We start from the raw sequence: 13,127 nt of genomic DNA, 5'->3' as shown, positions 1-13,127 counted from the left end.
ATGACGACTTCCTCTCAAGTATCGCTGTTGGGCCGCCGTGCCGTGCTGGCGTTGGGCCTGACCGTCCTGCTGTCGGCCTGCGGCTTTCATTTGCGCGGTTCGAACGGCAGTTTCATGCTGCCGTTCGCGACGATGTACATCGGCTTGCCCGACACGTCGCCGCTGGCGATCGGCCTGAAGCGCTATATCCGCGCCATCGGCAGCACGGAAGTGGTCAGTACCAAGGATGGCGCCGATGCCGTCCTTGAAGTGCTCACCGATCCGGAGAGGAATCGTACCAAGACCATTTTGTCGCTGAACAAAAATGGCCGCGTACAAGAGTACCAGCTCGGCTATTCAATCAATTTCCGCGTGCTGGACAAGGCCGGCAACCAGTTGCTGGCCCCGACGGCCATCAGCCTGGTGCGTCCGATCACCTTCGATGAATCGCAGGTACTGGCCAAGGAAACCGAGGAAGCGGCGTTGTACCGCGACATGCGCAACGACATGGTGCAGCAGATCATGCGCCGCCTGGCCGCCATCAAGCCGGTGCTGCCGGCCATGTCGGTGGCGCCAGTGGCGCCCGTGACGCCGGTCGCCCCGCAGCAGTAACGGGGACGCCATGCAATTGCGGATAGACGCGCTCGATGGGCATGTGGCCAAGCCGCTGGCGCAGCTGTATGTGATCACCAGCGACGAACACCTGCTGGCGCTGGAAGCGGCCGACAAGATCCGCCGCTCGGCGCGCGCGCAGGGATACTCCGAGCGCGACGTGCTGACGGTGGAGCGCAGCTTCAAATGGGGCGAACTGCTGGCGGCGAACCAGGAGCTGTCGCTGTTCGGCGATAAAAAACTGATCGAGCTGCGCATCCCCACCGGCAAGCCGGGCAAGGATGGCGGCGCGGCGCTGCAAAGCTACGCGAAGAACCTCAGTCCCGACAACCTGACCCTGATCACCTTGCCCAAGCTGGACTGGGCCACGCAAAAGGCGGCCTGGGTCGCCGGCCTGCAGCAGGCGGCCGTGTACATCGACATTCCGAATGTGGAACGGGCACAGTTGCCGGCGTGGATATCCCAGCGCCTGGCCGCGCAGGGGCAAAGCGCCGAGCGTGCCAGCATCGACTTCATCGCCGAACGGGTGGAGGGCAATTTGCTGGCGGCGCACCAGGAAATCCAGAAATTGGGCTTGCTGCATGCTGCGGGCAAGCTGACGTACGAACAAGTGCAGGACGCGGTGCTGAACGTGGCCCGCTACGATGTCTTCAAGCTGTCCGAAGCCATGCTGGCCGGCGATCCGGCGCGCCTGGTGCGCATGCTCGAAGGCTTGAAAGGCGAGGGCGAGGCGCTGCCGCTGGTCTTGTGGGCCGTCTCCGAAGAAATCCGCACGCTGTTAAAATTGAAGGCCGGCATGGCGCAAGGGCGTCCGTTGGGCGCGCTGCTGAAGGAATACCGCATCTGGGGTCCGCGCGAGCGGCTGATGGAACCGGCTCTGCGGCGCATTTCGCTGCCCGTGCTGGAAGCGGCGCTGCAGCAGGCGGCGCAGGTGGACAAGATGATCAAGGGCTTGCGCGCCAAGGGCTACGCGGGCGATGCCTGGGACGCCATGCTGCAGCTGGGACTGAAGATCGCCCGAGGCTAGTTTTTTACTATATGGATACGAGCATGGACATCACAGAATATATGCAGGACGTGGGCGCGCGCGCGCGCGCCGCTTCGCGCGCCATGGCGCGTGCCGACAGCGCCACGCGCAACCGCGCCTTGAGCCTGATCGCCGCCGCCATCGTGCGCGATGCCGACCTGCTGCGCGCGGCCAACCAGCGCGACCTCGATGCGGCAGCCGCCGCCGGCCTGGCGCCAGCCATGCTCGACCGCCTGACCCTGTCCGATGCCGCCATCGCCACCATGGTCGAAGGCTTGACGCAAATCGTGTCGCTGGCCGACCCGATCGGCGAGATCTCGAACATGAAATTCCGCCCGACGGGCATCCAGGTGGGCCAGATGCGCGTGCCGCTGGGCGTCATCGGCATCATCTATGAAGCCCGTCCGAACGTGACGGTGGACGCTGCCGGCCTGTGCATCAAGAGCGGCAACGCGACGATCTTGCGCGGCGGCTCGGAAGCGATTCACTGCAACCGCGCGCTGGCCAAGCTGGTGGCTGAGGGCTTGCTGGGAGCAGGCCTGCCGGCTGATGCCGTGCAAGTGATCGACACCACCGACCGCGCCGCCGTCGGTGCCCTGATCACCATGCCGCAGTATGTGGACGTCATCGTGCCGCGCGGCGGCAAGGGCCTGATCGCGCGCCTGATGAACGAGGCCACCGTGCCGATGATCAAGCACCTCGACGGCATCTGCCACGTCTATATCGACGCCAAGGCGGACCTGAAAAAAGCGCTCGATATCGGCTTCAACGCGAAGTGCCACCGCTACGGCACCTGCAACACCATGGAAACCCTGCTCGTGTCGCGCGCCATCGCCGCCACCGTGCTGCCGCAGCTGGCCGAACTGTACCTGACCAAGCAGGTGGAGCTGCGCGCCGATCCGGAGAGTCATGCGATCCTGGCCGCCGCCGCTTATCCGCACCTGGTGCACGCCACCGAGGAAGACTGGCGCACCGAATACCTGGCGGCGATCCTGTCGGTGAAGGTGGTCGACGGCATCGACGAAGCGATGGACCATATCAACCAGTATTCGTCGAAGCACACGGAGTCCATCATCACGGAAGACTACAGCGATGCGCTGCGCTTCCTGCGCGAAGTCGATTCCGCCTCGGTGATGGTGAATGCGTCGACGCGTTTCGCCGACGGCTTCGAATACGGCCTGGGCGCCGAGATCGGCATCTCGAACGACAAGCTGCACGCGCGCGGCCCGGTGGGCCTGGAAGGCCTGACCTCGCTCAAGTACGTGGTCTTTGGCCACGGCGAAGTCCGCAAATAGTCTCTTTTGCGGGCTACCCACCAAGCGGCCCGTGCTCTCATTCTTTCCACCTCCGACACTGGAAACCCCATGCTCTTTCTCTGGACCAAAGCCTTCCATATCATCTTCGTCATGTCCTGGTTCGCCGGCCTGTTTTACTTGCCGCGCATCTTCGTGAACCTGGCGATGGAGACGGAAACAGTGGCCACCGAGCGCCTGCTGCTGATGGCGCGCAAGCTGTACCGCTTCATGTCCCTGCTGGCGCTGCCGGCGATGGTGCTGGGGCTGGCGTTGATGTGGATGCTGTACGGCGGGGGCGAAGGCCGCATGAAGATGCCGGGCTGGATGCATGCCAAGCTGACGTTCGTGGTGCTGCTGCTCGGCTATCACCACGCCTGCGGTTCCATCCTGCGCAAGTTTGAAAAAGGTCTCAACAAGCGCAGCCACACCTGGTTCCGCTGGTTTAATGAAGTGCCGGTGGTGATGCTGCTGGCCGTCGTCGTGCTGGTCGTGGTCAAGCCTTTCTAAGGGAGTCGAGATGAGTGCAAGCCAGAGCAAAGTCGTGCAGTATTTTTTTGCGCCCCACTCGCCATGGACCTACCTGGGACACGCGCGCCTGATGGCCATCGCCGCCAAGACGGGCGCACAGATCGACGTGCGTCCCTTTGACCTGGGCAAGGTCTTCAGCGTCTCGGGCGGCCTGCCGCTGGCCAAGCGCGCACCGCAGCGCCAGGCGTACCGCCTGGCCGAACTGGCGCGCTGGTCGGCCTTTTTGCAAGTGCCACTGACCCTGCAGCCGAAGTTCTTCCCCGTCTCGCCGGAAGCGTCGGCCAAGCTGATCATCGCCACGCGCCTGGCGCATGGCGTGGAAGCGTCGCTGAACCTGGCGCACGCCATCATGCGCGGCCTGTGGGCTGAGGAGCGCAACATCGGCGACGAGGAAACCCTGGTACAGATTGCACTCGATGCCGGCTTCGATGGCCGCCAGTTGCTGAAAACGTCGGAAACGGCCAGCGTGCAGGCCGAATACGATGCCAATACGGAAGCGGCCACCGCCGCCAGCGTCTTCGGCTCGCCGTGGTATATCGTCGATGGCGAAGGGTTCTGGGGTCAGGACCGCCTCGATTTTGTCGAGCGCGCGCTGGAGAAGTAGTTTTTTAGAGAGTGGTAGGTCGGATTAGCGTGGCAAAGCCGCGCGTAATCCGACAAGCACAGTGTGCGGCATGTCGGCTTATGTCGGCTTACGCCCTGCGGGCTAAGCCGACCTACGTGATATTTCAGATTTTTAGTTAATTGTTTTTCAACGGATAAAAGGTACACCATGGCTTCATATTTTTGCCCATGCCCGCGCGGCATGGAAGCGGCGCTGGCCGAGGAACTGGGCGAGATCGCTCAGGATAGTGCGACCATGAAGGTCCACAACCAGGTGCCGGGCGGTGTCCACTGCTCGGGCGACCTGCTCGATTCCTACCGCATCAACCTGCATTCTCGCATCGCTTCGCGCGTACTGATGCGCATGGCCCATTCCGGCTACAAGACGGAAAACGATATTTACGACCTGACCCTGGCGCAATCCTGGGAAGACTGGTTCGGCGTGCACCACACGATCCGCGTTGACGTCACGGCCGTCAAATCGCCGCTGCGCAGCCTGGAATTCACGACATTGAAAATCAAGGATGCGATCTGCGACCGCTTCCGCGACCAGTTCAACGAGCGTCCATCGGTCAACACCAAGACGCCGGACATGCGCATCGTCGGCTTCCTCGACGCGCATACCTTCACCGTCTACCTCGACACTTCGGGCGAAGCCCTGTTCAAGCGCGGTTGGCGCGAAGAGACGGGCGACGCGCCGCTGCGCGAAAACCTGGCCGCCGGCCTGCTGCGCGTGTCGGGCTGGAAGCCTGGCATGGTGCTGTTCGACCCGATGTGCGGTTCCGGCACCATCCTGGCCGAAGCGGCGCAGATGCTGCAGGGGATACCACCGGGCGCCTCGCGCCAGTTTGCGTTTGAAAACTTCCACGACTTCGATCCGGCGCCGTGGAATGCCATGAAAAATGCCATCAAGGTCAATCCGCTGCCGGCCGAACCGACCATTTTCGGCAGCGACATTTCGGGCGACATGGTCGCCATGACGCGCCATAATCTGCGTTGCGCCGGCGTGCGCTTCGACGTGCCCCTGAAACAGATCGAGGCGCAGGAAGTCAAGCCGCCAAGCGACGTGCCGGGCATCATGCTGACCAACCCGCCGTACGGCGAGCGTATCGGCGTGCGCGGCGACAGCACCATCCCCGAAGATGAACTGTCGACGTCGTTCTATTCGGCCATGGGCACGACCCTGAAGCAGCGTTTCGCCGGCTGGACCGTGTTCCTGTTCACGGCCGACCTGGGCCTGCCCAAGCTGCTGCGTCTGAAGGAAGCGCGCAAGACGCCTTTCTTCAACGGCGCGCTGGAATGCCGTTTGTTCCGTTTCGATATGGTGGCGGGATACAACCGCCGTGAAGAAGCGAAACCAAAAAATAACTGATCAAACCTGCTGCGCGTCGGGATAGGCGGCCTGTGATGCTCGCCGTACTAGTGTACGGCTGCGCTTCTCGGCCACCTCTCCCTTCCGCTCGCGACGGTTTTATCAGCTATTTTGGAGTCTGTAGACGTTTGTAGTAACGCAGTATCTCGCGCGGACCGACCGGTCCGTGCGCCACTTTGGACCCGCCATGTTTCCCACCCCTCCGGCCGATGTGCCGCCCGACCCGGTCACGCCCGTTCCGCCTCCCACACCAAGCCACATGGCGCCGCTGAGCCGCGGTGCGCTGGCGATGATGCTGGCCGGGCTGTCGATGCTGGGGCCCCTGTCGATCGATACCTATCTGCCCGCGTTTGGCGCGATCCAGGGTTCGCTGCAGGCCTCGCCGCTGGAAGTGCAGCAGTCGCTGACGTTCTACATGCTGGCCTTTGCCGGCATGGTGCTGTGGCATGGCGCGATCTCGGATACCTTCGGCCGGCGCAACGTCATTCTCGTGTCGCTGCTGATGTTTGCCATCGGCTCGCTCGGCTGCGCTTCGGCGCACACGGTGCACTACCTGTGGTTCTTCCGCATCATGCAGGGCGTCTCGGCCGGCGCAGGCGTGGTGATCAGCCGCGCCATCATCCGTGACCTGTATGCCGATGCGGCGGCGGCGCGGCTGCTGTCGCTGGTGACGATGATCTTTTCCATCGCGCCGGCCGTGGCGCCGATTCTGGGCGGCTGGATCGTCATCTGGTTCGACTGGCGCTCGATCTTCCTGTTCCTCGCCTTTTACACGGTGGTGCTGCTGGCGTTCTGCTACTGGCGCCTGCCCGAAACGCTGCCGATGGAAAAGCGCCAGCCCTTCAATCCCCGCTTCCTGGCGTCGAGCTACGGCCAGATCCTGCGCTCGCCCCTGTTCCACATCAAGGCCGGCATCGTCGCCCTCAATTTCGCGGGCCTGTTCCTGTTCATCACGGCCGCGCCGGAAATGCTGCCCAAGCAGCTGGGCTTGGGGCCATCGCAATTCGCCTGGCTGTTCATTCCCTGCGTGAGCGGCATCTTCATGGGCGCCGCGGCGGCCAACCGCATCGCCGGCAAGGTCACGTTCGCACGCCAGATCGGCATCGGCTTTGCCTTCCTGCTGTGTGCCGCCAGCGTCAATGTCGTGTATCACCTGTTCCTGCCGCCATCCTTGCCCTGGTCGGTGCTGCCCCTGTTCTTCTACACCTTCGGCATGTCGCTGGTGGGGCCGGGCGCGACCCTGCTGGCGCTGGACCTGTTCCCGCATATCCGCGGCACGGTGGCCTCGTGCCAGTCGTTTGCCAGCACCTTGCTGGGCGCCGTGGTGGCCGGCGTGATTTCGCCGCTGCTGTCCGGTTCCGTGCTGTGGCTGGCGTCGGGCCAGCTGGCGTTTACGGGACTGGCGCTGACGTTGTGGCTGATATCGCGGCGCTTCCGCCACCGTTTGCTGGGTTCCTTCAGGGCATAAGTTTCCACTGCAGAACGCTGGATTTATTTCAACTTAATTTTCTATATTGCAAGTAATATCCGGCGCTTATGATAAGATGAGCTCTTTTCCCGGCATCCTCTCAGGCGACATTTTTTGGGTTACAGGAGTGGAGGATTCCTCTGAACGTGGCCGCGCTTCGCTGCTGAGCGCTCTTCCTTTTCGAACCGGCAATGCCTGATACGATGCATCAATCTGATCAAGATATTCGCAATCGCCTGCTGATTGCCCGCCTGCCGGCCATGCCGCAGATCCTCATCAAGCTGATCGCCCACCTGCAGGCCGACGATGCCGGCATGCCGGAGCTGGCCGCCCTGATCGCCAAGGATGCGGGCATGACCAGCAAGATCCTCGGCGTGGCCAACAGCTCCGCCTACCATCGCCAGGGCAAGGTCGTCAGCCTGGAGCAATCGCTCGTGTCGCTGGGCACGGACATGATCAAGACCCTGGTCATCAGCGAATCCGTCTTCCAGACTTTTAACAGTTTTCCCCATTCCGGCAGCACGGATCTGCGCGCCTTCTGGAAAAGCTCGCTGTCGGCGGCCGTCATGGCGCGCGCGCTGGCCAAGGCCATGGCGTATCCGCACGTCGAGGAAGCGTATCTGGCGGGCTTGCTGCACAATGTGGGCCGCCTGGCCTTGCTGGCCACGGCGCCGAAGGAATACGCATTCAACTTTACGGCGCGCGACGATGCCGCCCTGTGCGCGGTGGAGCAGCGCACATTACAGATCACGCATGCCGAAGCGGGCGCGTGGCTGATCGAGCGCTGGCATCTCGATTCCTTCCTGGCCGACAGCGTGCTGTATCACCATGAACCGCTGGCGCGCCTGGAAGCGAGCCATCCCCTGATCCGCATCGTGCGCCTGGCGCACCTGCTGTGCTGCCATGCCGACGACGCGGAGTCGATCACGCAGGCGGCAAGCCTGTGCGCGCTGGACGTCGAGGTACTGGAAGACCTGGCCGGCAGCGTCGCGCGCCAGGTGGCGCAGGCCGCGCAGCACCTGGGCATCGACCTGGCCGGCGCGGACGATATCGCCACGCCGCCCGCCTATGCGCCGCCAGCCGTCGATCCGGTGCAGCAGCGCCTGTCCGACGAAGTACGCAACATGGTGCTGGTGTCGGAAGTGGGCCAGACCTTCGCCCGGCAACAGGGCGAGAGCAGCCTGCTCGAAGCCATCACGCGTTCGGCGCGCATCCTGTTCGATTTCGACACGTCCGTCATCCTGCTGCAAAACCCCACCGGTCATGCGCTGGTGGGCGTGGCGGCGGGCGAACATCAGCAGCGCCTGGCCGGTTTCTCGGTCCCGCTGGCCAAGGGCGGGCCCCTGGCCGCTTCGGCGCTGGAGTGTCAGCTGGCCTTTTTAAAACGCGACATGCCGGCGCTGGGCATCGTCGAGGAACAGCTGTTCCGCATTCTCGGTACCGACAGTCTGGTCTGCGTGCCTTTGGTGGCGGGCCAGCGCAGCCTGGGCGTGCTGATCGGCGGCGTGGCGGCCTGGCAGATTCCCGCCTGCCAGAAGCGCGAGGGTTTCCTGCGCGCCTATGCCAACCAGGCCGCCACGGCGCTGGAAGCGGCCATCAGCGCGCGCGGCCTGGCACGGCGCCAGCTCGATCACGTGGCCGAGGAATACCGTGCCGCGTCGCGTCGCGTCGTGCATGAAGTGAATAACCCGCTGTCCATCATCAAGAACTACCTGAGCGTGCTCGATCACAAGCTGGAGAAGCAGGAGCCGGTCACGGGCGAGATGGCTATCCTGAACGAGGAAATCGACAGGGTCGGCCAGTTGATCGGCGGCCTGGCCGATCTGCAGCCGGTGGCCGCCAGCGGCGTGACCGATTGCGCGCGCGTTGTCGACGACGTGCTGCGCCTGTTCCGTGCCACCGACTTCCTGCCGCCGAAGATCGAGGTGGTCACGCGCATGCAGGACGCGCCATGCGAGGTGGAGGCCGATGCCGACATGCTCAAGCAAATTCTGCTTAATCTGCTGAAAAACGCCGTCGAAGCCTTGCCCGATGGCGGGCGCATCGAAGTGGCGAACCGTGGCCACGTCAACCGCGACCGCCGCCTGTACCTGGAACTGTGCGTCAGCGACAATGGCGCCGGCCTGGCGCCGGACGTGCTGGCCAATCTGTTTTCCCCCGTGCGCAGCAGCAAGGAAGGGGCACACCACGGCCTGGGCTTGTCCATCGTGCATGACCTGGTCACCCGCCTGCATGGCGTGATCGGCTGCCGCAGCAGCAAGTCCGGCACGTCGTTTGAAATCTTGCTGCCCATTCCCTTGCCGGCGAGCGCCGCAGCCGCGCTGCCCGCGCCCGGCGATACCGCCTTGTCTTCGTAACGTCCATGAACTCCTCCGCCATTCCCTTTGACCTGGAAAACAGTCCGCGCATCCTGCTGGTCGACGACGAGCCCCGTTTGCTCGCCTCTCTCCACGAATTGCTCAAGGACCGCGGCTACCAGCTGTACACGGCCACCTGCGGCAGCGAGGCGCTGGCGCAGCTGTCGAAACTGCGCTTCGACCTGATCCTGCTCGACTTGCGCCTGCCCGACATGAGCGGCCATGAAATCATGGACCACATCAACCGGCGCGGCATCGAGGGCGACGTGATCGTCATGAGCGGCGACGTCGGCATCGAGGCGGCCATCGGCGCCCTGAAACGCGGCGCCTACGATTACCTGCGCAAGCCGTACAGCCGCGAGGAACTGCTCAAGACGGTGGAGAATGCGCTGCAAAAGCGCAAGCTGGCGCTGGAGAACGAGCGCATCGCGCTGCAGCTGGAAAACTCGGAAAAGATGTACCGCTACCTGGTCGACAGCTCGCCCGACATCATCTATACCCTGAACCACGAAGGCCGCATCACCTTCATCAACGACAGGGTGCACCAGTTGCTGGGCTTTAGCCGCGAAGAGCTGATCGGCAGCCATTATTCGATCCTCGTGCACGATGAAGACCAGGAGCGGGCGCGCTATGCCTTCAATGAGCGCCGCCTCGACGAGCGCGCCTCGCGCAACGTGGAACTGCGCCTGAAGTGCCATAGCGGCAGCGGCAGCGACCGGACTTTCAGCAACACGCTGATGACGATTCCGCTCAATTCCATCGGCATGCACGGCCACGATCACGAAGCGAAAAAGCAGGAGTATTTCGGCACCTACGGCGTGGCACGCGACATCACCGACCGCAAGCGCGCCGAGGAAGTCATCTCCTACCAGGCCTACCACGACATCCTGACGGACCTGCCGAACCGCATGCTGTTCAAGGACCGCCTGGGGCTGGCCGTGATCCAGGCGCGGCGCAAGCTGACGGAGCTGGCCGTGATGTTCATCGACCTCGATCGTTTCAAGCTGGTCAACGACACCCTGGGCCACGTGAAGGGCGACGAGCTGCTGCAGCAGGTGGCGCTGCGCCTGAAGGATTGCCTGCGCCGTGGCGACACCCTGGCGCGCCAGGGCGGCGATGAATTCACCATCGTGCTGCCGGAACTGCGCGACCGCCAGGATGCGCGCCTGATCGCCGACAAATTCCTCGAATGCCTGCACCAGCCCTTCGACCTCGATGGCAACCAGGTGCATATTTCCGCGTCCATCGGCATCGCCATCTATCCGGGCGACGGCGAGACCATCGACGAGCTGCTGCGCCACGCCGACATCGCCATGTACCAGGTCAAGGCGCTGGGCAAGAACGGCCACAGTTTCTATCACGAGTCCATGCTCGACGTGTCGCACCAGAAGATCGCGCTCGAGCAAAGCCTGCGCAAGGCGCTGGAGCTGAACCAGCTGGAGATGTATTACCAGCCGCAGGTGGACGTGATGACGGGCCGCATCGTCGGCGCCGAAGGCCTGATGCGCTGGAACCATCCGCAGCGGGGCTTGCTGACGGCCGGCGAATTCCTGCCGTTCGCCGAGGAAAACGGCTTGATGCTGCCGATCTCGGACTGGATGCTGGGCGCCCTGTGCCGCGACCTGGTGCAGTGGAACGCGGCCGGCGGCGAGGCCGTGCGCCTGTCGCTCAATTTGTCGCCGCAATACCTGGACCGGGGCGACTTTTTCGAGAAGATGCGCGGCGCGCTGACGCGCTACGGCATCGCGCCGGAAAAGATCGAAGTGGAAATCACGGAAAACATCTGCATCCGCAACCCGCAGTATGCGATCGAGCAGTTGAACAAGCTGTGCCAGCTGGGCGTGTCGGTGGCCATCGACGATTTCGGCACCGGCTATTCGTCGCTGTCGTACCTGCATCGCTTCCCCATCCACACCATCAAGATCGACCAGTCCTTCGTCAAGGAGATTCACGACGAGCACGGACACTACCCCGTCATCCTGGCCATCATCTCGATTGCGCGCGGCCTGGGCCTGCACCTGATCGCCGAGGGCGTGGAGACGGAAGGCCAGGCGCGCTACCTGCAGGACAAGGGCTGCACCACGATGCAGGGCTATCTGTACCACCGCCCCATATCGCTGGGTAGCTTCATCGGCGTGCTGCAGGAGCAGAACCGCCTGATCGCCGATGCCGCCTCCGCGCTGCCGCAGACGCTGGCCATCGAGGCTTGATCCATGTCGCTCGCCGATCCCCGTTACACGGCTGCGCATTACACGGCTGACTACCTGCGCCTGAAAGGCCTGGCCGAGAAGGGCAATGCGAACGCCCAGCACAGCCTGGGTTTCATGTATTTCAATGGCCAGGGCGTCGAGCAAAGCTATGCGCTGGCGCTGCACTGGTATGGCCTGGCTGCCGCGCAGGGACTCGAGCATGCGCAATACAACCTGGGCGTGATGTGCCAGAAGGGGCAGGGCGTACCGCAGGACTTTGCGCAGGCGGCGCACTGGTACCAGCAGGCGGCTGAGCAGGGCTACGCGGCGGCACAATACAACCTGGGCTGGCTGTATGCCAAGGGCCAGGGCATCGCGCAAGATAGCGGGCAAGCCATGCTGTGGTTCAGCCGCGCGGCGGAACAGGGCGACGCCGGCGCGCAGAATAATCTGGGCATGATGTATGACAATGGCAAGGGCGTGCCGCAGGATTTCGTGCAAGCCATCGCCTGGTACCGCAAGGCGGCCGAACAGGGCTATGCGCGCGCGCAGTTCAACCTGGGCCTGCGCTACGAAAATGGCCAGGGCGTGCGGCAGGACCGCCAGCAGGCGACGGCCTGGATGCGCAAGGCGGCCGAGCAGGGCTATGCGCCGGCCCAGTTCAACCTGGCGCTGCGCTATGAAAATGGCGATGTGCTGCCGCAGGACAGCCGGCAGGCGATCAGCTGGTACCGGCGCGCGGCCGAGCAGGGTCACGCCAGTTCGCAGTTCAACCTGGGCCTGATCTATGACAATGGCCAGGGTGTGCCCTGCGATAAACAGGCGGCGCTGGAATGGTATGTCAAGGCGGCGGGGTTGGGCCATGCGGCGGCCCAGCACAACCTGGGCCTGCACCATGAGCATGGCGCGCAGGACTATGCCCGGGCGCAGGTGTTCTACCGCCAGGCGGCAGGGCAGGGCTTTCCCGCCGCGCAGTATCAGCTGGGACTCCTGTACGAGCATGGGCAGGGCATGCCTGCCGATGTGCAGGAAGCCATCTTCTGGTACCGCAAGGCGGCCGACCAGGGACATGTGCGGGCGCAGTTCGACCTGGGCCTGCGTTATGAACATGGCCAGGGCGTGCCGCAGGATCTGTCGCTGGCGCTGGAATGGTACCGCCGCGCCGCGGAGCAGGATTACGCACCCGCGCAATACATGCAGGGCGTGTTGCACGACCGCGACGATGGTCCGGCGCCCGACAGCCAGCAGGCCTGCGCCTGCTATTGCCGCGCCGCCGCGCAGGGTCATAGCCTGGCCCAGTTCGCGCTGGGCCTGCGGCATGATAACGGCCAGGACGTACCGCAGGACTATGCCGCCGCCTGGGACTGGTATGCGCTGGCCGCGCGCCAGGGCCATGCGCGGGCACAAATGAATCTGGGCCTGATGGCAGCCAGCGGCCAGGGTAGTCCACTCGATTTGCAGCAGGCGTATATCTGGCTGTCGATGGCGGCGGCGGCCGGCGTGGCCGGCGCGGAAAAATCGCTGCGCCAGACGGCGGCGCGCTTGCGTGAAACGGATCTGGCGCGGGTGCGCGAACAGTTGGCGGCAATAGCAGGCTAAGCTGCGCCGCGCGCGTTAGCGTGCGCGGATACAACAGTCGGTGCTGTATAGTCCTTTCCCTTCGCCATCTGTGGCCCCCTTGTTTTCCCCTGGTGCAA

The 13,127-nt window shown here is 63.9% G+C and carries 10 protein-coding genes; all 10 read left to right on the top strand.

Annotation, left to right across the window (positions count from 1 at the left end; all coding sequences use genetic code 11):
• The 10 genes from AC1RJW_RS11645 (at position 1) to AC1RJW_RS11600 (ending at position 13,029) form a co-directional block, all read left to right on the top strand.
• On the top strand, positions 1-591 hold the full coding sequence (locus AC1RJW_RS11645; RefSeq protein WP_493045044.1) for an LPS-assembly lipoprotein LptE: 591 nt from the start codon (positions 1-3) through the stop codon (positions 589-591).
• 10 nt (positions 592-601) lie between these two features.
• Positions 602-1,618 carry a DNA polymerase III subunit delta gene (holA, locus tag AC1RJW_RS11640; RefSeq protein ID WP_493045043.1) on the top strand — a complete coding sequence of 339 codons (1,017 nt, stop codon included), beginning with the start codon at positions 602-604 and terminating at the stop codon, positions 1,616-1,618.
• An 11-nt stretch (positions 1,619-1,629) separates the two neighbouring features.
• Positions 1,630-2,913: a glutamate-5-semialdehyde dehydrogenase gene (locus AC1RJW_RS11635; RefSeq protein ID WP_493045042.1), complete on the top strand. Its 1,284-nt coding sequence runs from the start codon at positions 1,630-1,632 to the stop codon at positions 2,911-2,913.
• A gap of 69 nt (positions 2,914-2,982) precedes the next feature.
• Complete coding sequence (locus tag AC1RJW_RS11630) at positions 2,983-3,420, top strand: CopD family protein (protein ID WP_034745744.1); 438 nt, start codon at positions 2,983-2,985, stop codon at positions 3,418-3,420.
• Positions 3,421-3,430: 10 nt separating this feature from the next.
• Positions 3,431-4,045, top strand: a complete 615-nt coding sequence (locus AC1RJW_RS11625) for a 2-hydroxychromene-2-carboxylate isomerase (RefSeq protein ID WP_493045041.1) — start codon at positions 3,431-3,433, stop codon at positions 4,043-4,045.
• Between the two features lie 168 nt (positions 4,046-4,213).
• Positions 4,214-5,416, top strand: a complete 1,203-nt coding sequence (locus tag AC1RJW_RS11620; protein ID WP_373631582.1) for a THUMP domain-containing class I SAM-dependent RNA methyltransferase — start codon at positions 4,214-4,216, stop codon at positions 5,414-5,416.
• A 187-nt stretch (positions 5,417-5,603) separates the two neighbouring features.
• Positions 5,604-6,884, top strand: a complete 1,281-nt coding sequence (locus AC1RJW_RS11615; protein WP_493045040.1) for a multidrug effflux MFS transporter — start codon at positions 5,604-5,606, stop codon at positions 6,882-6,884.
• Positions 6,885-7,087: 203 nt separating this feature from the next.
• The gene (locus AC1RJW_RS11610) at positions 7,088-9,241 is read left to right on the top strand and encodes an HDOD domain-containing protein (protein ID WP_493045039.1); all 2,154 of its coding nucleotides are present in this window, start codon (positions 7,088-7,090) and stop codon (positions 9,239-9,241) included.
• 5 nt (positions 9,242-9,246) lie between these two features.
• Positions 9,247-11,451, top strand: coding sequence for an EAL domain-containing response regulator (locus AC1RJW_RS11605; protein WP_493045038.1), 2,205 nt, complete (start codon positions 9,247-9,249; stop codon positions 11,449-11,451).
• A gap of 3 nt (positions 11,452-11,454) precedes the next feature.
• Positions 11,455-13,029 carry an SEL1-like repeat protein gene (locus AC1RJW_RS11600; RefSeq protein WP_493045037.1) on the top strand — a complete coding sequence of 525 codons (1,575 nt, stop codon included), beginning with the start codon at positions 11,455-11,457 and terminating at the stop codon, positions 13,027-13,029.
• Positions 13,030-13,127 lie beyond the last annotated feature (98 nt).

It is taken from the genome of Janthinobacterium sp. GW822-FHT07A03, from assembly GCF_058798815.1.
Note: the sequence above shows the minus strand (reverse complement) of the source record. Positions and strands in the feature narration are given on the sequence as shown.

Coding starts and splice junctions, on each gene's coding strand:
- AC1RJW_RS11645 (WP_493045044.1), top strand. CDS start 1: ATGACGACTTCCTCTCAAGTATCGCTGTTGGGCCGCCGTGCCGTGCTG.
- holA (WP_493045043.1), top strand. CDS start 602: ATGCAATTGCGGATAGACGCGCTCGATGGGCATGTGGCCAAGCCGCTG.
- AC1RJW_RS11635 (WP_493045042.1), top strand. CDS start 1,630: ATGGATACGAGCATGGACATCACAGAATATATGCAGGACGTGGGCGCG.
- AC1RJW_RS11630 (WP_034745744.1), top strand. CDS start 2,983: ATGCTCTTTCTCTGGACCAAAGCCTTCCATATCATCTTCGTCATGTCC.
- AC1RJW_RS11625 (WP_493045041.1), top strand. CDS start 3,431: ATGAGTGCAAGCCAGAGCAAAGTCGTGCAGTATTTTTTTGCGCCCCAC.
- AC1RJW_RS11620 (WP_373631582.1), top strand. CDS start 4,214: ATGGCTTCATATTTTTGCCCATGCCCGCGCGGCATGGAAGCGGCGCTG.
- AC1RJW_RS11615 (WP_493045040.1), top strand. CDS start 5,604: ATGTTTCCCACCCCTCCGGCCGATGTGCCGCCCGACCCGGTCACGCCC.
- AC1RJW_RS11610 (WP_493045039.1), top strand. CDS start 7,088: ATGCATCAATCTGATCAAGATATTCGCAATCGCCTGCTGATTGCCCGC.
- AC1RJW_RS11605 (WP_493045038.1), top strand. CDS start 9,247: ATGAACTCCTCCGCCATTCCCTTTGACCTGGAAAACAGTCCGCGCATC.
- AC1RJW_RS11600 (WP_493045037.1), top strand. CDS start 11,455: ATGTCGCTCGCCGATCCCCGTTACACGGCTGCGCATTACACGGCTGAC.